This window comes from Exiguobacterium sp. SH1S21, assembly GCF_004337175.1.
Lineage (GTDB): Bacteria > Bacillota > Bacilli > Exiguobacteriales > Exiguobacteriaceae > Exiguobacterium > Exiguobacterium aurantiacum_A.
The window spans coordinates 241,062-262,111 of sequence record NZ_SJUY01000001.1 but is presented as its reverse complement, the minus strand read 5'-3'; the positions used below and the strand labels follow the sequence as shown (position 1 = coordinate 262,111).

The 21,050-nt window shown below is 53.8% G+C and carries 15 protein-coding genes; 9 read left to right on the top strand and 6 right to left on the bottom strand.

The features are described from left to right. Nucleotides 1–6: 6 nt before the first annotated feature. Genes EVJ24_RS01265 through EVJ24_RS01230 form a run of 8 tightly spaced genes read left to right on the top strand, consistent with a single transcriptional unit; the run spans nucleotide 7 to nucleotide 10,535 of the window. On the top strand, nucleotides 7–960 hold the full coding sequence (locus EVJ24_RS01265; RefSeq protein WP_131438985.1) for a carbohydrate ABC transporter permease: 954 nt from the start codon (nucleotides 7–9) through the stop codon (nucleotides 958–960). Nucleotides 961–972: 12 nt separating this feature from the next. Further along, nucleotides 973–1,758 (top strand): carbohydrate ABC transporter permease, encoded by a 786-nt coding sequence (locus EVJ24_RS01260; protein ID WP_016507830.1) that lies wholly within the window; start codon nucleotides 973–975, stop codon nucleotides 1,756–1,758. An 18-nt stretch (nucleotides 1,759–1,776) separates the two neighbouring features. Next, nucleotides 1,777–3,765 (top strand): beta-galactosidase, encoded by a 1,989-nt coding sequence (locus tag EVJ24_RS01255; protein ID WP_131438984.1) that lies wholly within the window; start codon nucleotides 1,777–1,779, stop codon nucleotides 3,763–3,765. Beyond that, nucleotides 3,762–5,828: an alpha-galactosidase gene (locus EVJ24_RS01250; protein ID WP_131438983.1), complete on the top strand. Its 2,067-nt coding sequence runs from the start codon at nucleotides 3,762–3,764 to the stop codon at nucleotides 5,826–5,828. The genes EVJ24_RS01255 and EVJ24_RS01250 overlap by 4 nt, the downstream gene beginning before the upstream one ends. A gap of 22 nt (nucleotides 5,829–5,850) precedes the next feature. Beyond that, entirely contained in the window at nucleotides 5,851–7,035 is a 1,185-nt protein-coding gene (locus tag EVJ24_RS01245; protein ID WP_131438982.1) for a galactokinase, read from the top strand. Next, entirely contained in the window at nucleotides 7,032–8,039 is a 1,008-nt protein-coding gene (gene galE, locus EVJ24_RS01240; protein WP_131438981.1) for a UDP-glucose 4-epimerase GalE, read from the top strand. The genes EVJ24_RS01245 and galE overlap by 4 nt, the downstream gene beginning before the upstream one ends. Continuing rightward, the gene (locus EVJ24_RS01235) at nucleotides 8,036–9,550 is read left to right on the top strand and encodes a UDP-glucose--hexose-1-phosphate uridylyltransferase (protein ID WP_131438980.1); all 1,515 of its coding nucleotides are present in this window, start codon (nucleotides 8,036–8,038) and stop codon (nucleotides 9,548–9,550) included. Before galE ends, EVJ24_RS01235 begins: the two co-directional genes overlap by 4 nt. Before the next feature lie 22 nt (nucleotides 9,551–9,572). Next, nucleotides 9,573–10,535 (top strand): aldose epimerase family protein, encoded by a 963-nt coding sequence (locus EVJ24_RS01230; protein ID WP_131438979.1) that lies wholly within the window; start codon nucleotides 9,573–9,575, stop codon nucleotides 10,533–10,535. 239 nt (nucleotides 10,536–10,774) lie between these two features. On the opposite strand, the gene EVJ24_RS01225 is transcribed toward EVJ24_RS01230, so the two are convergent. Beyond that, nucleotides 10,775–12,280 carry a hypothetical protein gene (locus EVJ24_RS01225; protein ID WP_131438978.1) on the bottom strand — a complete coding sequence of 502 codons (1,506 nt, stop codon included), beginning with the start codon at nucleotides 12,278–12,280 and terminating at the stop codon, nucleotides 10,775–10,777. Continuing rightward, nucleotides 12,277–13,965, bottom strand: coding sequence for a hypothetical protein (locus tag EVJ24_RS01220; protein WP_131438977.1), 1,689 nt, complete (start codon nucleotides 13,963–13,965; stop codon nucleotides 12,277–12,279). The genes EVJ24_RS01225 and EVJ24_RS01220 overlap by 4 nt, the downstream gene beginning before the upstream one ends. Nucleotides 13,966–14,079: 114 nt before the next feature. Between EVJ24_RS01220 and EVJ24_RS01215 the strand changes: the two genes are divergently transcribed. Further along, nucleotides 14,080–15,261: a transglutaminase domain-containing protein gene (locus EVJ24_RS01215; RefSeq protein WP_131438976.1), complete on the top strand. Its 1,182-nt coding sequence runs from the start codon at nucleotides 14,080–14,082 to the stop codon at nucleotides 15,259–15,261. 85 nt (nucleotides 15,262–15,346) lie between these two features. On the opposite strand, the gene EVJ24_RS01210 is transcribed toward EVJ24_RS01215, so the two are convergent. The 4 genes from EVJ24_RS01210 to EVJ24_RS01195 form a co-directional block, all read right to left on the bottom strand. Continuing rightward, the gene (locus EVJ24_RS01210) at nucleotides 15,347–17,590 is read right to left on the bottom strand and encodes a putative bifunctional diguanylate cyclase/phosphodiesterase (protein WP_131438975.1); all 2,244 of its coding nucleotides are present in this window, start codon (nucleotides 17,588–17,590) and stop codon (nucleotides 15,347–15,349) included. 371 nt (nucleotides 17,591–17,961) lie between these two features. Beyond that, the gene (locus EVJ24_RS01205; RefSeq protein ID WP_131438974.1) at nucleotides 17,962–18,657 is read right to left on the bottom strand and encodes an N-acetylmannosamine-6-phosphate 2-epimerase; all 696 of its coding nucleotides are present in this window, start codon (nucleotides 18,655–18,657) and stop codon (nucleotides 17,962–17,964) included. Between the two features lies 1 nt (nucleotide 18,658). After that, nucleotides 18,659–19,465 carry a MurR/RpiR family transcriptional regulator gene (locus EVJ24_RS01200; RefSeq protein ID WP_071398238.1) on the bottom strand — a complete coding sequence of 269 codons (807 nt, stop codon included), beginning with the start codon at nucleotides 19,463–19,465 and terminating at the stop codon, nucleotides 18,659–18,661. A 24-nt stretch (nucleotides 19,466–19,489) separates the two neighbouring features. Beyond that, nucleotides 19,490–21,031: a maltose/glucose-specific PTS transporter subunit IIC gene (locus EVJ24_RS01195; protein WP_071398237.1), complete on the bottom strand. Its 1,542-nt coding sequence runs from the start codon at nucleotides 21,029–21,031 to the stop codon at nucleotides 19,490–19,492. Nucleotides 21,032–21,050 lie beyond the last annotated feature (19 nt).

Sequence of the window (21,050 nt, the reverse complement as noted above, 5' to 3'; positions counted from 1 at the left end):
AACACTATGCAACACGCAACCGACTTAACGGAACAGGAACCAAAGCTGTCCGCAGTGCCGCCGAAACGGCCGGACCCGGTGAAGAAGAAGGCGCAGCTGAAAAAGAACTTGATCGGCTGGGCGTTCGTCGCCCCGACCGTCCTGTTCGTCATCGCCTTCATCTATTACGGCATCTTCTATAACGCGTATCACTCAGTGTTCTCGTGGGACGGCATCTCGTTCGAGAAGACGTACATCGGGCTCGAGAACTTCGGCCGCATGTTCAGCGACCCTGAATTTTATAACGCGCTCAAGAACACGGGCATCTTCACCGTCCTGACCGTGACGATCCAAGCCGGGCTCGGGCTCGTCTTGGCGTACTTGCTCCACACGAAAGGAGTCGGCCGGACGTTCTTCAAATCGGTGTTCTTCTTCCCGGTCGTCCTGAGCCCGGTCGTCCTCGGCGCCGCGTTCTCACAGATCTTCGACTTCCAGTTCGGTTACATCAACGAATTCTTACGCATGGTCGGCTTAGGCGCGTTCGAGCAGAACTGGCTCGGTGACCAAGACGTCGCGCTCTACTCGATTATCTTGATCAATGTCTTCCAATGGACGGGCTCGTCGATGATCATGTACTACATGGCGATGCTCGCGATCGAACGAGAAGTGTTCGAGGCGGCCAACATCGACGGCGCCGGCTTCTGGCGCACGCTGTGGAGCGTCGTGTTCCCGAACTTAAAAGGGACGACGTTCACGCTGACGATCCTCGGGGTCATCGGTGGACTGAAGACGTTCGACATCGTCTGGATCTCGACGCAAGGTGGACCGGGTAACTCGACCGAGGTCATCTCGACGTACTTGTTCCGCAAGTCGATGCTGCACCAAGAGGTCGGTTACGCCAGTGCCGTCGCCATCATCTTGTTGATCATCGCGCTCGGCATCACGTACTTCCAGACGCGTGTGCAGAAGAAAATGGACTGAGGAGGGGTACCCATGGAAATTCAAACGAAAAAAGGAAGATGGCTCACCAATGTCGGCCTGTCACTTATGGCGGTCATATGGTTGTTCCCGATCTTCGTCATGTTCAAAGAGAGTTTACGGGTCAACGGCTTCAGTAACTATATCGCGACGTTACAGAACCCGAACTTTCCCCAGTTCGTCTTCAACAGCTTCATCGTCGCCTTCTTCATGATCATCATCTCGATCTCGTTTCTCGCCTTCGCGGCGTTCGGCTTCTCGAAGCTCGAGTTCGCCGGGAAACGCCTATTGTTCAACCTCGTCTTGGCCGGGCTCATGCTGCCGGTCGCCTCGCTCATCGTCCCGCTCTTCTTCACGCTGCGGACGCTCGACGGGCTGAACAGCTATTGGGGGCTCATCGGCGCTGAGGTGGCGTTCTTCCTCCCGTTCGGACTCATGCTCATCAAGAGCTACTTCGACGAGCTGCCGAACGAATTGATGGAAGCGGCCCATATCGACGGGGCGTCGACGTTCCAAATCTTCTATAAGATCATGATGCCGCTCGCCAAACCGGCGCTCGCGACAGCGACGATCTACGCGTTCCTCAACTCGTGGAACGAGTACTTGATGGTGCTCACGTTCATGACGGACCCGGCCAAGCAGACGGTGACGCTCGCGCCGACGTTCTTCACTGAAGCGCTCGGCGGGGACCCGGGTAAACTATACGCCTCGCTCGTCTTGATCAGCTTGCCGACGATGGTGTTCTATATCTTCTTCCAACGCTTCTTACAAAAAGGGATGACTTCGGGAGCGGTCAAATAATCGATTGAGGTGACTAACATGTATGTAGGAGTAGACTATTACCCAGAACAGACGGACCGTGCCCTGTGGGACACGGACGTCCGCTTGATGAAAGAGTTAGGTGTCAACGTGATCCGGATGGCCGAGTTCGCGTGGACGATGATGGAACCGGCCGACGGCGAGTTCGACTTCGCGTTTTGGGACGAGGTCGTCGACAAGTTCGGCCAAGACTTCGACATCATCCTCGGCACGCCGACGGCGACGCCGCCCGCCTGGCTGATCGAGAAGTATCCGGACATCTTGCCGGTGACGGCTGACGGGGTCCGCATCAGTTTCGGGGCCCGGCGCCACTACACGGTCAACAGCCCGGTGTACCGCGAGTACTGCGAGCGCATCACCCGCAAGATGGCCGAGCGCTACGGCAAGCATCCGCGCGTCATCGGCTGGCAGACCGACAACGAGTACGGCCACGAGAAATCGGACCGCTCGTACGGCGACGTCGACCAAATCGCGTTCCAAGCATGGCTACAAGACCGCTACGAGACGCTCGACGCGTTGAATGCGGCCTGGGGGACCGTCTTCTGGAGCCATACATACTCGGCATGGAGCCAGATTCCGGTCCCTCGCACCGTGTTCCAAGAGCACAACCCGTCGCTCCTCGTCGACTTCGATCGCTTCTGCTCGGACGCGTACCGCTCGTTCAACAAGCTCCAAGTCGACACGCTCCGTCCGCTCATCCATGACGATGCGTTCATCACGCACAACCTCGTCTATAGCGACATGGCGATCAACCAGCAACAGATGGCCCAAGACCTCGACTACGTCTCGTTCGACAACTATCCGGTCTGGGGCGGGCTACCGGAGCCGAACCGGTTCGAGAAGACGGCGCACGATCACGATCTGTGCCGCTCGTCGAAACAAGGTAAAGGCTTCTGGGTGATGGAGCAGTTGAGTGGCGCCCAAGGCTGGAGCCGGATCGGCTACTTGCCACGACCGGGCCACATCCGTCTCTGGACACATCAAGCCGTCGCCCGCGGCGCCGAGGCGATCGTCTACTTCCGCTTCCGAGCCGCCCATTTCGGTACCGAGGAGTTCTGCCACGGCATCATCGACCACGACGGCAAGCCGAAACGCAAGTTCGATGAAGTACAAGGCGTCATGAAAGAGTTGACGACGCACGGCGACATGATCAACGCGGCCGAATATAGAGCCGACGTCGCCGTCTATTACGACCAAGAGAACTTATGGGCGTGGACGCACCAGCCTCATTCGGACGCGTTCAACTTCAAGCAAGAGTTCGTCCGCTTCTACGGGGCGGCCGTGCGCCAAGGCGTCAACACCGACATCGTCTTCCCGGGGGACGCGCTCGACAAGTATAAACTCGTCGTCGTGCCGCTTTATTTCCTCGGCAATGACACGTTCGACAAATCGCTCATCGACTACATCGAGAACGGCGGCCACGTCATCTTCACGTACCGGACCGGCGTCAAAGACCCGATCAACCGCTGTCACGCAGACACGCTCCCGGGCAAGTTCGCGACATACGCCGGCATCGAGATTGACGAGTACGAGAGCTTGCAGGCGGTCCAGTCGAACCAGGTTCGCCTAGGCGACTACGTGTCTGAGGCGAACATTTGGTGCGACTTGATCACGCCAAAAGGTGCCGACGTGCTCGCGACGTATGAGCAGGCGTTCTACAAAGGGACGGCCGCCGTCACGCGTCACACGTATAAAGGCGACGTGACGTACATCGGCTCATCGGTCGACGATACGATGCTTGACACAATATACAACGAGGCGCTCACGCGTGCCGGCATCGACGCAACGCGTCTTCCGGACGACGTCGAGAAAGTCGATCGTCACGGCGACGGTCACGTCATCCGTTTCTATATGAACCATTCGACGGACGTCACGTCGACGGTCAAGATCGGTGACGAGTGGCAGACGCTCGACGGGGACGCGGTCTCGGGGACACTCGAGCTCAAACCGCTCGACGTCATTATGTTGAAACGGGAGGTGGGGGCATGATCTATCGCTTCGACAACCGGTTTGTCATCGAAGGGAAGCAGATTGCCTACGTGTTCGACATCGACGCTCGGGGCCGGCTCGTCCATCAATACCTCGGCAATCGGCTCTATGAAACGGATTACATTGAACTACCAGATCGTCGGGTGTTGCACTCGTCGTTCGAGACACCAGAAGGCGTCGCCGCGTACGAGTTCGTCTCGTTCGGCGACCTCGTCTACACCGAGCCGACACTCAAAAGCCATACGGCGACTGAACGGTTGCACGCCTTCACGTTCCAAGACGCACGGATTGATCACGACACGCTCGAGCTCGACTTGATTGACTCGATCCAACAGTTGACGGTCACGCTCCACTTCACCGTGTATCCGGCGTACGACATCATTGCACGGAAGATGACGGTTCAAGCTGGGACGGACGTCACGCTCGAGAGCGCGCAGTCGTTCAGCCTCGGGTTGACCGAGCGCAATCTGCGCCTCAGTCATTTTTCAGGGGCATGGACCGGTGAGTTCCAATTACAACAAGGTGAGTTACTCCCAGGTAAGAAGACGATCGAGAGCCGGCGCGGCTTGACGAGCCATCAAAGCAACCCGTGGTTCGCACTTGACGATGCGGCGACGGAACAGCACGGTGAGGTCATCTACGGCTTCCTCGGCCATTCCGGAAACTGGGCCATCCATTTCGAGCGCGACCAGTTCGGCTTCACGCAAGTGACGGGCGGGCTCAACACGTTCGACTTCGCGAAACGGCTGGCTTCAGGTGACGTGTTCACGACGCCAGCGGCCTATATCGGTTACACACAACTTGGTTTCGGGGCGATGAGCCGGAACGCGCACGACTTCGAGCGCGACGTCATCATGCCGGAACGGACGCGCGAGACGCTGCGTCCCGTGCTCTACAACTCATGGGAGGCGACGTATTTCGACGTCAGCGAGGACGGGCAGAAACGTCTCGTCGATGAGGCCGCTGCGATCGGTTGCGAGCTGTTCGTCGTCGACGATGGCTGGTTCGGCGAACGGAACTCGGACGCGGCCGGTCTCGGCGATTGGCACGTCAACAAGACGAAGTTCCCGAACGGGTTAGAGCCGCTCATCCGCTACGTCGAGGACAAAGGCCTCCAGTTCGGCCTCTGGGTCGAGCCGGAGATGGTCAACCCTGATTCGGATTTGTACCGGTCGCATCCCGACTGGATCTACCACACGAATGGACGCCCGTCGACGACGTCGCGCAACCAGTTCGTGCTGAACTTGGCGCTGCCGAAAGTCGAGGCGCACGTGACGCATCTGTTGGACGATCTGCTCGAGAACCATGCGATCCGCTACATCAAATGGGACATGAACCGTGCCTTCTCCGAACCGGACAGCCCGCATTTAGGTGACGCGAAAGAACTGTGGCTCCGTCATACGGAAGCGGTCTACCGTATTCTCGACACGCTCCGGGACAGACACCCGGACGTCGCCTTCGAGTCTTGTGCCGGCGGCGGCGGTCGGATCGACCTCGGCGTGCTCTCGCGCGTCGAACAAGTCTGGACGAGCGACAACACCGATGCGCTCGACCGGCTCGAGATCCAGGAAGGGTTCTCCTACGCCTATAACGCCAAGATGATGAGCTGCTGGGTGACGGACGCGCCGAACTGGCTGAACGCCCGCGCACTCCCGCTCAACTACCGCTTCGTCAGCGCGATGCAAGGCACGCTCGGCATCGGCGGCAACTTGCTCGAATGGAGCACGGAAGACCTAGCCGCGTCGAAGCGTTGGATCGAGACGTACAAGTCGATCCGCCCGCTCGTGCAGCACGGGACGAGCTATCGTCTCGCCTCACTCAAGAAAGAAGGGTTCCACGCGATGGGCTATACGGACGGGGAGGACTACGTCGCCCTCGTCAACGCAGACCGACGTCACTACGGTAAGAACAAGTTGCGCCTCAAACTCGCTGGGCTCGACCCGGACCGCGTCTATTTATATGAAGGAAGACGTTTGAGCGGCCGCTACTTGATGCAACAAGGGATCACATTGACACAACAAATCGATTATGACGCTTACTGCCTGGTCATCCACCCGGCGTGAGCGATGGAAGGGATGGAGTCGTATGCTTGCATTTGATTTAGCACACCTGAACGAACAGTTCGAGACCGTGTTTTTGGCGGGGCCTGAGCGGATCTTCTTCGCACCGGGCCGCATCAACTTGATCGGCGAACACACGGATTACAACGGAGGTCACGTCTTCCCCTGTGCCATCACGTTCGGCACGTACGGGCTCGTCCGGAAGCGCGAGGACGGTATCATTCGCGTCTACTCGCTCAACTTCGAGGACGTCGGCGTCGTCACGTTCCCGGTGACGGACGGGGCGTATGACGCCGGTCACGACTGGGCCAACTACGTCAAAGGGGTCGTCGCGCTCTTGCGACAAGACGGACACGACGTCGGAGGATTCGACTTCTTCCTCGCCGGCAATATCCCGAACGGCGCCGGACTGTCGTCGTCGGCCTCACTCGAACTCGTGACGGCGCTCATGATCAATGACGTGTACGGCCTCGGGCTCGAGCGAATCGATCTCGTCCATCTCGGTCAACGTGTCGAGAACGACTTCATCGGCGTCAACTCAGGCATCATGGACCAGTTCGCGATCGGGATGGGCAAGGCCGACCACGCCATCCTGCTCGATTGCGATACGCTCCATCACGACTATGCGCCGATCAAGCTCGACGGTTACGACATTTTGATCATGAACACGAACAAGCGCCGTGAACTCGCCGACTCGAAATACAACGAGCGCCGGACCGAGTGCGACACGGCACTCGGCCTGCTAAAAGAGCGGTTCGATGTCGCCTCGCTCGGCCAGCTATCGGTCGCGACGTTCGAGACGGTCGCATCGGAACTCCCGGAGACGCTCCGGAAACGGGCCCGCCACGCTATCTCGGAGAACGAGCGGACGAAGCTCGCCTTCACCGCCCTTCAAGACGAAAAGCTCGACGTGTTCGGGCAACTGCTGAACGACTCGCATGCGTCGCTTCGTGACGATTACGAAGTGACCGGCGTCGAGCTCGACACGCTCGTCCAGGCAGCGCAAGATTGCGACGGCGTCATCGGCGCCCGCATGACCGGTGCCGGTTTCGGTGGCTGCGCCATCGCCATCGTCGACAAGACGTCGACGGAAGCCGTCATCCAGACCGTGTCGACCGTATACGAAACAACGATCGGCTACGCGCCGACATTTTATATCGCGTCCGTCGGGGACGGCGCGCGTGAACTCGTAGAGGAGGAAGTCAAATGAGTGTACTCGTCGTCGGCGGGGCCGGTTATATCGGCTCCCATGCAGTCCGCGCCTTGCTCGCACGCGGGGAAGACGTGATCGTGATCGACAACCTTCAGACCGGGCATATCGAGTCGGTCCCGAAACAAGTCCGCTTCTATGAAGGCGACATCCGTGACCGTGCGTTCATGGACGAGACGTTCGCGAACGAAGAGGTCACGGAAGTGCTTCATTTCGCCGCCAACTCGCTCGTCGGTGAGTCGATGGAGGAACCGCTCGCATATTACGACAACAACGTCTTCGGGACGCAAGTGTTGCTCGAGACGATGCGCAAACACGGCGTCGCGCGGATCGTCTTCTCCTCAACGGCCGCGACATACGGCGATCAGGACGAGATGCCGATCCGGGAGACGGCTGAAACGAACCCGACGAACACGTACGGGGCGACGAAGCTCGCCATGGAGACGATGATGAAGTGGTGTGACCGTGCCTTTGGCATTCGTTTCGTCGCACTCCGCTACTTCAACGTCGCCGGGGCCGATCCGTCGGGTGAAATCGGCGAAGACCATACGCCGGAGACACACCTCATCCCGCTCGTCCTCGAAGTGGCGAACGGGCAGCGTGAGGCGATCACCGTGTTCGGCGACGATTACAACACGCCGGACGGCACATGCATCCGCGACTACATCCACGTCCAAGACCTCGTCGACGCCCACGTTCGCGCGCTCGACTACTTGAAACGAGGCGGAGACAGCGATGTGTTCAATCTCGGTACGGAGACGGGACTGTCGGTGCTCGAAATCATCGAGGCGGCCCGCCGTGTGACGGGACACCCGATTCCGGTCAAGACGGGGACACGCCGTGCCGGAGACCCGGCGATGCTGATCGCGTCACCGGACAAGGCGAAACGCGTGCTCGGTTGGACACCAGAGCGCTCGACGGTCGATATGATTCTCACAGACGCCTGGAACTGGCACGAGTCACATCCGGAAGGCTACAAACACGTAGAGGGGGCGAGACGATGATCGATGCAACGATTGAAGCGCTCGTCGAGGCGGGGATCCGCGAGGAACTGATCACGGAGCAAGACCGCATCTACTCGCGGAACCGTGTGCTCGCACGATTGAACAAGCTCGACTTTGACAAGCCGACGTTCGTGCCGCGCGACTCGATCCCGAACTTGCTCGATACGTTGACCGAATACGCGGTCGAGTCTGGGCTCGTCGAGAATTTATTAGAGGAGAAGGACCGGTTCATGGCCGAGGTCATGGACGTGTTCGTCTCGAAACCGTCCGAGGTGACGCACACGTTCAACGCGCTTCGGGTAGTTGACGTCGAGGCCGCGACGAGTTTCTTCTATAAGATGAGTCAGGCGTCGAACTATATCCAGACGAAACGGATCGCAAACAACATCACGTACAAGGCACCGACCCGCTACGGTACGCTCGACATCACGATTAACTTGTCGAAGCCGGAAAAAGACCCGCGCGAGATCGCACGGGCCCGGCTACAACCGGCGCCAGAGACGAACTATCCGACGGGGTTGCTCGCGATCGAGAACGAAGGTTACGGCGGACACTTGAAACATCCGGCCCGGGCCAACCACCGAATCATCCCGCTCACGCTCGGTGGGGAAGAGTGGTCGTTCCAATACTCGCCGTACTTGTACTACAACGAACACTCGATTTTACTGTCGAACGAAGTGCGCGACATGGTCATCGACCGATCGGCGTTCGAGCGTCTGCTCGACTTCGTCGGTCAGTTCCCGCATTACTTCGCCGGGTCGAACGCGGACCTGCCGATTGTCGGCGGCTCGATCTTGACACACGACCATTACCAAGCCGGCCGCTACCGGTTTGCGATGGACGATGCCAACGTCGTCGCGACGTATCGCTCGGACCGTTACGACCAAGTCGACATCGAGACGCTCGAATGGCCACTCTCGGTCGTCCGGCTCCGTTCGACGCAGCGTGAGCAGCTCGCTATGTTGGCGAACCAACTGCTCGGCCACTGGCAAAACTACGAGGACGGTGACATCGTGCCGTATACGGGCGCCGTCCGCCACAATACGGTGACGCCGATCGCCCGGCGCCGCGATGGCCGCTACGAGCTCGACCTCGTCCTCCGCAACAACCGGACGAGCGAGGCGCATCCGGACGGCATCTTCCATCCGCACGCCGACGTCCATCATATCAAGCGCGAGAACATCGGCTTGATCGAAGTGATGGGGCTTGCCGTGTTGCCGGCCCGACTCAAGACCGAGCTCGAACAAGTCGTCCGTTTCATCGAAGGCGAGGACGTCGAGGTCGCGGACATGCACAAGGCGTGGGCCGAGGAGTTGAAGACGAAGTCAGGTGACGCGCGTGTGATCGTCGACCAGGCCGTCGTCGACAAGTTCGTCAAAGGATTAGAGGACGCGGGTGTGTTCAAACAGACGGTCGAGGGGCAGGAGCGCTTCACGGCGTTCATGAGCTCATTTTTGAGTCACGTCGATAAAGTGGAGTACGGCGCGTCGACTACGGGAAGTAACAGGTAAACTAGTCGAAGTAGGTGAGCCAATGAGAGAAGCAACGATTGAAAACAAGAACGGGATGAGGCTGTCGGCGATCGAGTATGGCTGTGCCATGACCGAGCTGACGGCACCAGACCGTGACGGCAACATGGACTCTGTCATTTTGAAATATGGCGACTTGGATCAATACCTCGAGAACCCGGTCTATTTGGGCTCAGTCGTCGGCCGCATCGCCGGAAGAATCCGTAACGCCGAGATTGATGGCGTGGCCTTGACCCCAAGCGAGGCCCCGCATCATATCCACGGAGGGACGGACGGCATCACGTCGCGGTATTGGGACATGGACGTCGACGGACAGGCGATTCAATTCATATACTTAAGTCCGGACGGGGAAGAAGGCTACCCGGGGAACGTCCGCTTCAAAGTCATCTATGAACTGACGGACGACAATGAACTCGTCGTCACGATGACGGCTGAGACGGACGCAGTGACGTGGGTCAACTTGAACCATCACAACTATTTCAATCTCGGTGGCCGGCCGACGATCCACGATCACGTGCTGACGCTGCCGGCCGACCACGTCGCGCGCCTCGATGACGAGTCGCTCCCGACCGGGGAACTGCAGCCTGTCGATGCGACACCGTTCGACTTCCGCGACGGGAAACGAGTCGGCGAGGCGATCACGTCAGACGATGAAGCCATCGCGAGAGCGGGCGGGCTCGATCATCCGTTCATCTTGAAGGATGGGGTGGCGCGGTTGCACGACCCGGTGAGTGGACGCGTGCTCGACGTCGAGACGAACCAACCGGTCATGGTCGTCTATACGGCGAACTTTTTAAGCGAAGAGACACCGGTCACGCTCGAGGGACGGCAGAAGCATAGCGCCATCTGTTTAGAAGCCCAGGCGCTTCCGGACGCGCCGCACTATCCAGACATCGCCACATCGATTGAACTGAAACCGGGTGAGTTGTATCATTCGAGGACGGTGTATCGGTTTGGGGTGGAGTGAAAAAAGACCATCAAACTTGTGTATGACAAGTTCGATGGTCTTTTGCGTTGCGCTTTTACAGTATATAGCTCATTCAACACTTCGGTCACCGTCGCACTAAATGAACGAAACGCAAGAGCATCGACGAGCGACGTCATGGCTTCTTTCACAATGATTACGTTCGTCCAGTCGGAGACAGCGGTCGAATTTTCTAGTTGTAAGATGGTACGAGTAAGTAGGGAATAAGAGCTCTTTTATGATCAGTATTCGCCGCTGAGTTTCTTCCATTCTTGCTCTAAATAAGCGTCAACGGCTTTCCAGTCGTACACGTCTTTCCCGAGCACATGCTTGAGCTCTTGCATGGAAGCGAAAGCGAAGCGGCTCCAGGCGACGTAGTTTAGCCGTGTCGCAAACAGAATCGGGACGTTTCCACTCCGGATATATGCATCCATCCCATCGGTCAGGCACAAGGCCCCGTGACCAACGAGCAGCATTTTTCGAAGTGTCGGTTTGTTGCCGACAGGGATTGACTCCAACCATCCGTTTTTGTGATAAAACAGACTCTTCAAACCCCAAAGCAGGCGGATGACGAGTTCGTTGAAGACGACCGGAACCGCCATCGCGACACCGTGACGCGCATCATACCCGCTCTCGAACACTTTAGTCGAGAAGTCGGCAAACGAGAGTGTCTTGCCTTTATGGGAAACCTGTCCGAAGTCGGCGAATTGGAACAGTTCGAAAAATGGGAGCGGGATGCCAGCGCCACGACGACCATCGTCATGCCCCCGGACACCACTCGACCCTGAAACGTCTGATAAAAGATGACCAATCCAGTTAGCGAACCCGGCGAACAGTTTAGCCAACACGTTCCCACCTTGAAGCACTTGGGTCCCGTCTTCTTTTGGCTCGAGCCGAAGCAGTCGGCCGTCCGAGATGAAACTGGCCTTACCCGTAAATTGATCTAAAATCGAGAAGAACAAGCCGATGATGTCCGGCGCGTGGGCGAGCGATTTCAAGTGATGGTCTGATGGACGCATATTTAGTGTCGCCTCGCCCATCTTCAAATCGCTCGCATAGCGCGCGTCGTAGTTCACTTTAAACCGACGCTCTAAAAAACCGATGGCGCTCGCAATCGAGTCCGGTTGTTTGCGGAGACGGGCCCCGTTTTTTTTATCCTGTTTCCAGACGAGGTTGGCGAACTTAATGACGACGTTGTCGACTTTCTCATCTGACCAACTGCGAAATTTGCTGTCCGTTGGTGAACCGACAAAGAAACTGTCAATCACCCCCGCGACAAGACCGCTGAAGGACGCAATCATGTAGTCGTAGCGGTCACATTCCGCTTCCTTCAGCATGAACTCCTCTTTGAACGTTGTTGCCAAATCGTGACGCTGTCGTGCCGTCAACAAATGGGCGAACGGGTCGTCGAGCCCAGACACGTCATGTCGCGTCGCATACGTATCCAGTTCGGCCAAATAGATATCCCAAGAGACGCCCGAGACTTGAATCGGCTCGAGTTCGTCAAACATCGGGACGGCTAGCGGTGCAAGCGTTGTTGCCTCCGCTGAAAGAGACTGCCCGTTCATGAGCCGCATCATATCTTCAAACAAATCATCGAGGACAGCAGCCTGCGCATCCTGTGTATTTTCAAGTTGTGATAGATGCTTGTTTACTTCACCTAAGCGTTGCTCGGCCTGGGCGGCTTGATGCTGTTGGACGAGTAGCGCTTTCGCCTTGTCTACCATGTCTTGTTCGGACCGGTTCATCTGTCACCGAAGACGTTCTTGACGAGACGCTTCGCTCCACCCGTCACTTCAGCGAGACCGCCGCCTGTCATCTCGAAGTAACCGATCGCTTGGAATGACTCATGCAATTGTTCTAGTTCTTCGAGCGTGAGCGTCTCTTTCAAGACGAGCTCCTCTTCGTTACTGAACGTCATGTCATCCAATTGGATTGGTTCAGGCGTATAACACGTATAGATGTAATCGCGAATCTTTTGATATGTCGCTTTCGACGTCAACTCATCTAAGCGAACCGTACTCAGTTTTGACGGTAGTTGCGTCATGATTTGTTCTTTCTGCGAATGGGTTTGCTTACCGGCGCTGAATTGAGCACTTTGGCTTAGCATCTGTAGCATATTGGATAACTGATTGATTTTCTCCGAATTTTCATTCCCTTGTTGGATGGCGATAACGAGACGACTTGAAATCTCATTGATGTCTTCGAGCAAATAGTTGAGCGTCTGCTGAGTGTTCCGGATGATGGCTTGAAGCATATATTCCCGTTGCTTATTATTCTCGATATCTTTAATTCCTGTGATTTTCTTCAATCCCTGGTATGTCCCGACTCCGATGACGACCAACACCCCGATTCCGGTGAACATGCTCGAGAATCCAAGCAATCCGCCCATGCCGAGAGAAGCCAAACCAGACGTCAATCCGGCGGCGCTCAAGCCGACGACAGATCCTGATAAATAGATGGCCGTCAATGGGACTCCGACCGCGGCCGCTTTCGCCGCCAAGTCTTTCATCGACTTGGCAATCTCAGAGTCATTTTTCCGGAACGTCAAAATATCCTCATCGCTTTGGATAGCACTTAAGATAAGTTCGATTTCGTCTCTTGAAATCGACAGATCCTCTTTTAGTTGTTGGAGAAACGCATTCTCAAACCATGCTGAGAGTGGCCGTTTTAATTTGAACAGATAAAGTAAGTCTTTGAACAATGATTTCTCGACGATGGAGAAATCGAGCGTCGTCGACAGGGCACGTAATTCTTCAATCAAGTCGGTCGTCGAAGTGTGAAGCGACGGGTTGCTCAAGTAGCTTCGAAGCTGCAATCGATACTCGGAACTGAGGTGAATCCGAGTGACGAGTGACATGAGTTCACTGTACTCTTTCGCATCGATTTGCTGGTCGTCGACGAAGGTGAAATCGGCCAAAATTTTTAAATATGTAAGCTTATACGTTTCCGGCAAGTCGGCGAGCGGTGTCACTTGCGAGACGTTGACGAGTTCGTCTTCTTTGTCTTTGAGCGCTGCGATGCCGTTTAACAACTCGACAACGCCTTCGATGTTATACGTCGCTAGCTTGTCAGACATGCTGTAATCGTACTGTTCGGTGTGCATGACGACATGGAGCTTCTCTTTTCGTTTGTCATTTTTATATGTTACTTCTCGTTCTAAGTCGACACGTTGTAAATCTTTGTAGTATACACAGATTGGCTTTTCAAGAAGCGGCTTGAAGTAGAAGCGGTCCCCTAAAAACAGCATGCCTTCTTTGCCGCTCTTAAAGAGAGTTGAATCGTACAAAACGACGACGTGTTCTGGAAGTGCATCTTGCGCATAAGTTTTAATGGCACCGTTCAATTTTTTGTCGGGGACGTTAGGAGCGATATGTGTTCCTTCGCCGAGCGCAGTTTGGGCGTACTCTTTCAAATATGTATTGATATTCATGCGGCAACACCTTCCATATATTGTTTATAGAGTTATTATATACTTATAGAGGTTTAAGAGTAGGGAAAATATTCTATTCGGTAGCATACATGAACGAGAGGAGAAACGAACGTCGTGAATGTCATCATGTATACGTTGATCGTGTTATTAAGTGGGGGGATTACGATTCTCTTGTTTCGTCAAGGTCATGAAATGAGAATTGTCCATCGGGCATTAAAGCGTGAACTTCGTCCCATCCGAATCGAGTTGAAACAGTATGAGCATAATCCCGCTAAACAGTTTGAACTGCTCGATCCGGTGTACAGAAAAGTCGTGTTTCAAGTTCATCCTAAATTGAAGATGAAACGGACGCAGCTAGAACAGATGGTCAGCGATGAACTCAATCGTCTTATCAAAAGTAGACGGTCGGCACTTTGGTCGTCCATCGTTGTGACCGGACGCGGCGTGTTGACAATGACAATGCTCGGGGTCAGCTTCGTGAGCGGATACATGGTGTATATGGAAGGTGACATGACGGAACTTTTCGGTCCGAAACAAGTCAAGAGTCAAACCGCTACGATTTTAGGGGACACGTTCGAGTTACCAGAACAAATCGCCTCACCGGAAGAACTCGGCATGGCGCTCGCTTATCATATGAGCCAATTCGATGAATCATTCAGCATCCGTTATATCGGTAAAAGTCTTGACTTCGAGCAGACGATGGATGAAGCGTGGGATTGGCTCGAAGCGAACCATATTTATGTCTTCCGCTTGTCACGCGGAGGCGAGACAGAGTATCGGGATCACGGCGGGTATGTCGATTTGGATATGCAATTGGCCTACGATATGAACGTCGCGGAAGCTAAGCAAATCGAAGCAAAAGTCGATCAAGTCGTTACGGAGATGCCTAGCGGCTTGAACGATTATGAGAAAGTGAAATATGTGAACGACTACGTCGTCTTGAATACAGCTTATAACTTGGATAGCGTGGCGAGTCCGTTTACCCCGTACTCGATTCTATTCAACGGGGAAGGTGTCTGTGAAGGGTACGCGCTGACGACGTTGCTTCTGTTAGAAGCGGCTGGAGTAGAGGCGAGATACATCTCAGGCGAGGCCAGGACGGAGTTGCACGCATGGAACCTCGTCAAGCTGGACGGTGCTTGGTACCATCTCGACACGACGTGGAACGATCCGGTCCCGAATCGGCCAGGAAAAGTCGGGTACGACTACTTCTTGGTGTCGGACGAGACGCTACAGAAAGATCATACGTGGGAAGCGGGGAACTATCCGGTGACGGGGCGGACCGATTTTCAATGACTCGCTGGTCTAGGAATGCACAAAACCCTGAATGAGCACGTTCACGTGCAAGCATTCAGGGTTTTGTGTGCAATTTTTAATTATCTCAATGGATGAATGAGAAAGACTTTAAATATCGTTCAAAGTCAGCTCGATCTAGCGGTTTAGAGAGCAAGTAGCCTTGACCGAGCGTACAGCTATTTTGTTTAAGGAATTGTAGTTGGAAGTCTGTCTCAATCCCTTCAGCGATAATATCCAAATCGAGGTTCAACCCAAGTTCGATGATTGTTTTAACCATCGGTGAAGACGCGGACTCATCCAATCCTTTAACAAACGATTGATCGATCTTTAACGCATCAATCGGCAAATGTTGTAAAACATGCAGCGAAGAGTAGCCTGTACCGAAATCATCAATCGAAGTCCGGACACCAAGTTCCTTTAACTGATGCAATAGGGTCGTCGTCACTTTCGTGTTCTGCATGATGGATTCCGTAATTTCGAGTTCAAGACAAGACGGTACGATCCTTGTACGTCCGATGATTTGTTTCACCATAGCAATGAAATTTTCGTCTTCTAATTGCCTGACCGAGACATTGACGGCGACATTCAACTGTGGAATCCCGAAAGATTGCCACTCCTTGACTTGGTGGCATGCTTCTTGCATCACCCACTCTCCGATATCGATAATCATACCTGTCTCTTCCGCTGCAGGAATAAACTCCATCGGCGAGACCATTCCTAGGACAGGGTGGTTCCATCGCAACAGCGCTTCGACGCCATTCAATTCATTGGTTTTTAAATCGATTTTTGGTTGATAAACAAGATGAAATTGCTGTTTCTCGAGCGCAATCTTTAACGCTTTTTCAATCTCCATCTTTCGTTGCATTTTTGTCATCATTTCGGTGTCGAATGACAGAAAATTATTTTTCCCTTTCGCCTTTACTTCGTACATGGCGACATCCGCCTTCGTCAATAAGTCCTCGGCGTTTTCTGAGTGCTTAGGAAACAGACTGATTCCGATACTCGGGGTTAGACTCATGGTTTTCTCAGCGACCGTCATCTCGATTGCAAAGAGGTCGAGCAAGGCGTTCGCAAAAATCTCGGCACTTTCTTCAGACCCTTCACGCAACACGACTACAAATTCATCCCCGCCGAGTCGATAAAGACGCTCGTTCTCTCCCGTGATTAAACGGATATGTTCCGCGACAGCAATCAAGACTTTATCGCCTACGTGGTGTCCAAGCGAATCGTTAATATATTTGAATCGATCTAGATCAATCATCAATAGCGCCAATCGTTCATCCTTATGGCTTATATAGCGTTTTAAATCGGTGATAAGGCTATGACGATTGCGCAACCCTGTCAGACTATCATGAAAAGCTAGATGCTCCATTTGCGCAAGGATGTGCTTGTTTTCTCGAATGATGAAAAACTGTCTTCCGACAATCAAGAAGTAAGTGACTGTTAAAGCGACACTGAGTACGTTGATTTTCCAGTCGTAACTATACATGACGAGCACATTTAATAGAATGCCACTCGCATAAGGCAAATAGAGCTCGTACTCCGCGTTCTGGTTGATTTTATTTTTGCTCCAGGTGCCTGACAAATATTCGTGGGATAAGAGTCCCGTTAATCCAATCAGAAGTGGAGCGATTGTCCACAAAACGTGAGCGACATTTGAAATTTCTGGGTACGAGATTACCATCATGACATCCGCAGTTGCTTGTAATAAAAGTCCTGCCACTAAAAATAAGATCGTCTTCTCTGTTTTTTCTGCTTGGACCATATAGTAGAGAATAATACCTAAGAACAAAATACCAAGATCGACGAATTGATAAATATACATAATCGCGTGAATATAAAGTGGATAGTCTAACGCAGATTGGAATGGCTGCAACAAGAAATGGGAGCTGACGGCCATCGCCATGACCATATAGATTGAGAGGTTAAACCGATATTGACGGTCAGTAAGTAAAAAACCACTTTTTTGCGTGCGATCAATGAGCGACATCAAAAATAACGGGTATGAAAAAATCCAAAATAAATTTGCGAGAAATCGTTTCGAGGGATGCAGATACTGCATTTCTAACAGTAACCATACAAAATTTCCGATTGTCAGGGTGATAAGAGCCCACAAGATATATATCCAATATCGCGGAGGGTCGTTATGGTGACGAATCGAGGTGGTCATCCAGAAGACACTAACCATTCCAGAAAAAAATGGAAGTATACCGATGCTCATCGATTGATGATTATCTAACATCGTAACGAGAAAGGTGCATGCTAAAAAAATCCCGCTAATTGTCAGATATAAAGATAATGGTGACCGTTTATGCTTACTCGCTGCCATACGTTTGACCCTCTCTTTCGATTTTTTTTATGATACGTGCAAGTAAAATGAAGGGTCGCTTCGTTCGATTTTCATTGAGGGACATGCGAAAAATCCCTGAGGTGGTCAGTGCTCTCAGGGGAAATCGAAGTCTCGTCAAAATGCATCCTATCATTATGCTCCTCTATCTCATCGTGATTATCGATAAAAACGATAGTCTAAATATCATTTTATCATTTTTTAGATTTTTGTCCCTTTTTTTATAGAGCATTACTAGTTTAATTAATCGCATACAAAAAACCTCGAAGGGATCACGTCTATCATCCAATTCGAGGTCATGTTGAACTTCTCAATTCTGATTCTTAATAGTGATAAGGGGAGAGGACAGGCACTTATATTGAACTTTCAGAGTGTATGGCTAAAGCAGCCTCAAACCGCGCCGTGATCTGTTGTGGACGCGTGATGGCTCCACCGACGACAACGGCGTGTGTGCCGAGGTCCATGCAGCGTTTGGCCATCTCGGGCGTCAAGATATTGCCTTCGGCGACGACCGGTTGCGTGACGCGGTCGAGCACATCTTTCAAGAACTTGAAGTCGTCATGGAAGAGGAGCGAGCCGTTCGTCTCGGCCGTATAGCCGTGGAGCGTCGTCGAGATGTAGTCGAAGCCGAGTCGATCCGCTTCGATACAATCCTCAAGCGTCGCACAGTCAGCCATGAGGAGTTGGTTCGGATAAATCGAACGGATGGCGTGGACGAGATCTTGGAGCGTCATGTTGCCGGGACGCAAGCGTTGTGTCGCATCGAGGGCAATCACGTCAACGCCGACCTCAATCAATTCTTCGACTTCTTTCATCGTCGCTGTAATGAACACGTCACTGTCCGCATAGTCACGTTTGACGATCCCGATGATCGGGACGTTCACTTGCTGTTTGATTTCACGAATATCTTTCGCCGAATTGGCCCGGATGCCTTTGGCGCCGCCTTGGACGGCCGCGATTGCCATCCGACCCATGATGAAATCGCTATGGAGCGGCTCATTCTCGAGTGCTTGGCACGAGACAATTAATCCGGTTGGTAAATTCGTCATCTTAATCACTTCTTTCTTTTAATCGATCGAGCGCTTTCAATGTCTTTAAATAATGCGCTTTTAAGTCTTCATTCGTTTCCATCAATGTCTTCGTCACCGCGTCCGCTGTGAAGAGGAGCGGGAGTTGTGTGTTGATTAAGAACGCCTCACCCGACGCGCCGGCCGTCAACAGTCGATGGTCGACAAGCTCGGCGAGAGGGGAGTGCTGATAACCGACGAAAGCGACGGTCGTACAGCCCGATTCTTTGGCGAGCTGGACGGCTTGGACGACCTCTCGGCTCTCACCGCTGTTCGAGAAGGCGATAATCAAGTCGTCTTTCGTCACAATAGAGGCGTCCATGACCATGCTGTGGCTATCGAACGCCGTCGTCGCGAGCAATCCCATGCGCCGCAAGCGGTACTCCATCTCTTGGGCGACGAGCCCGGCGTTACCGAGTCCGTATAGATGGACCGAGCGGCAACCTCGGATATGGTCGCAGATGGCTAACAGCTCGTCTTGATCGATCAAGTGAGCGGTCGTCTGAATCAATTCGATATACGACCGTTGCATCGGTTCGAGCGACGTCGCCGTCTGGGGCAAGTTCGTTTCCGTCAATGTCTTTTGCATCATGAGCTTCAGTGCCGAATAGCTTCCGACCCCGATCGTTTTACAGAACCGGGTCACGGTCCCAGGTGACGTCTGGATGGCTTGCGCCAACTCGGTGATCGTTAACTCGATGGCGTCGTTCATATTCGTCATGAGGTAATCGGCAATCTTCTTCTCACTGTCCGTCATCTCTGGATAGACGTCTTTCATTTGTTCCCACACGGCTGTTCCCTCCAACACAATTCGTTATTCGCCCCGGCCTAACGCCTCTTGGACTTCATTCTTAATAATTGTAACAGAAGGACCGTAAATTACTTGAATCCCATTTCCTTTTTGCACGACCCCGTGGGCGCCCGTCGCCTTCAACAAATCCTCACGGACGTGTTGGTGGTCGTTGACGGTGACGCGGAGGCGTGTCGCACAGCAGTCGACCGTGTCGATATTGGCATCGCCACCGAGTGCTGCGATGATTGCTGTCGTACGGTCTGATGCATCGACGTCGGCTGTCTTAACAGCTGTCTCATCCGAGCGACCTGGCGTCATGAAGTTGAACTTCGTGATAAGGAAGCGGAACGTCACGTAGTAGAGCAAGAACCAGAAGGCACCGATGACCGGTACGAGCATCCAGTTCGTCTTGTCATTTCCCTGTAAAACCCCGAATAAGATAAAGTCGATGAACCCGCCTGAGAACGTTTGACCAATCGTGATCTCGAAGATGTGGGCCATCATGAAGGCGAGTCCGTCAAAGATGGCGTGGACCAAGTAGAGGACCGGTGCCACGAACAAGAAGGCGAACTCGAGCGGTTCCGTGATTCCCGTCAAGAACGACGTGAGCGCCGCTGAGAACAAGAGACCGAAGACGACTTTTTTCTGTTCTGGTTTCGCACAGTGATACATGGCTAGTGCGGCACCGAGGAGACCGAACATCATCGTAATGAAGCGACCTGACATGAAGCGGGCCGTCCCTTCATAGAACTGGGTCGTGCTCGGGTCGGCGAGCTGGGCGAAGAAGATCTTCTGCGTCCCTTCAATCAAAGTCCCGTCGATAACCAGTGAGCCCCCGAGGCCGGTCGTCCAAAATGGGATGTAGAAGATGTGGTGCAACCCGAACGGTCCAAGCATACGGAGGACGAACCCGTAGATGAACGTCCCGATATAGCCTGTCTTGTCGACAAGTCCACCGAGCGAGAAGATGCCGCTCTGCACGGTCGGCCAGATGAAGTAAAGTGCGATTCCGACACCGATGGCGACGAACGATGTGATGATTGGAACGAAGCGCGATCCACTAAAGAAGCCTAGGAACTGCGGCAGTACTTGCTTGTTGTAACGGTTATGCAAGAGCGCCGTCACAATCCCGATCAAAATCCCGCCGAAGACACCGGTCTCGAGCGTTTGAATCCCGAGCGCCATCCCTTGGCCGGCACTGGCGAGATCCGTTTCCATCAATTCACCCGTGATTTGAAGCATGGCGTTGATGGTGGCGTTCATAATCAGATAACCGAGCATTGCGGCGAGTCCCGCTGTCCCTTTATCCGATTTGGCGAGCCCGACCGCGACTCCGATCGCGAACAGGACAGCCAAGTTGGCGAAGACGATCGACCCGGCTGCGGCCATGATGGTGAATAAATGCTGAAGCCAGGTGATGTCGAGGAATGGATACGCCTGGACCGTGTTCGGGTTCGAGAGCGCCCCTCCGATCCCGAGTAAGAGTCCCGCTGCCGGTAAGACAGCGATGGGCAGCATAAATGATTTCCCGAATTGTTGTGCCCGTTCAAATAAACGTGACATGAGATAAATCCCCCTTAAA

Excerpts from the sequence above, each read along its gene's own strand:
- EVJ24_RS01265 (WP_131438985.1), top strand. The coding sequence starts at position 7 with ATGCAACACGCAACCGACTTAACGGAACAGGAACCAAAGCTGTCCGCA.
- EVJ24_RS01260 (WP_016507830.1), top strand. The coding sequence starts at position 973 with ATGGAAATTCAAACGAAAAAAGGAAGATGGCTCACCAATGTCGGCCTG.
- EVJ24_RS01255 (WP_131438984.1), top strand. The coding sequence starts at position 1,777 with ATGTATGTAGGAGTAGACTATTACCCAGAACAGACGGACCGTGCCCTG.
- EVJ24_RS01250 (WP_131438983.1), top strand. The coding sequence starts at position 3,762 with ATGATCTATCGCTTCGACAACCGGTTTGTCATCGAAGGGAAGCAGATT.
- EVJ24_RS01245 (WP_131438982.1), top strand. The coding sequence starts at position 5,851 with ATGCTTGCATTTGATTTAGCACACCTGAACGAACAGTTCGAGACCGTG.
- galE (WP_131438981.1), top strand. The coding sequence starts at position 7,032 with ATGAGTGTACTCGTCGTCGGCGGGGCCGGTTATATCGGCTCCCATGCA.
- EVJ24_RS01235 (WP_131438980.1), top strand. The coding sequence starts at position 8,036 with ATGATCGATGCAACGATTGAAGCGCTCGTCGAGGCGGGGATCCGCGAG.
- EVJ24_RS01230 (WP_131438979.1), top strand. The coding sequence starts at position 9,573 with ATGAGAGAAGCAACGATTGAAAACAAGAACGGGATGAGGCTGTCGGCG.
- EVJ24_RS01225 (WP_131438978.1), bottom strand. The coding sequence starts at position 12,280 with ATGAACCGGTCCGAACAAGACATGGTAGACAAGGCGAAAGCGCTACTC.
- EVJ24_RS01220 (WP_131438977.1), bottom strand. The coding sequence starts at position 13,965 with ATGAATATCAATACATATTTGAAAGAGTACGCCCAAACTGCGCTCGGC.
- EVJ24_RS01210 (WP_131438975.1), bottom strand. The coding sequence starts at position 17,590 with ATGGCAGCGAGTAAGCATAAACGGTCACCATTATCTTTATATCTGACA.
- EVJ24_RS01205 (WP_131438974.1), bottom strand. The coding sequence starts at position 18,657 with ATGACGAATTTACCAACCGGATTAATTGTCTCGTGCCAAGCACTCGAG.
- EVJ24_RS01195 (WP_071398237.1), bottom strand. The coding sequence starts at position 21,031 with ATGTCACGTTTATTTGAACGGGCACAACAATTCGGGAAATCATTTATG.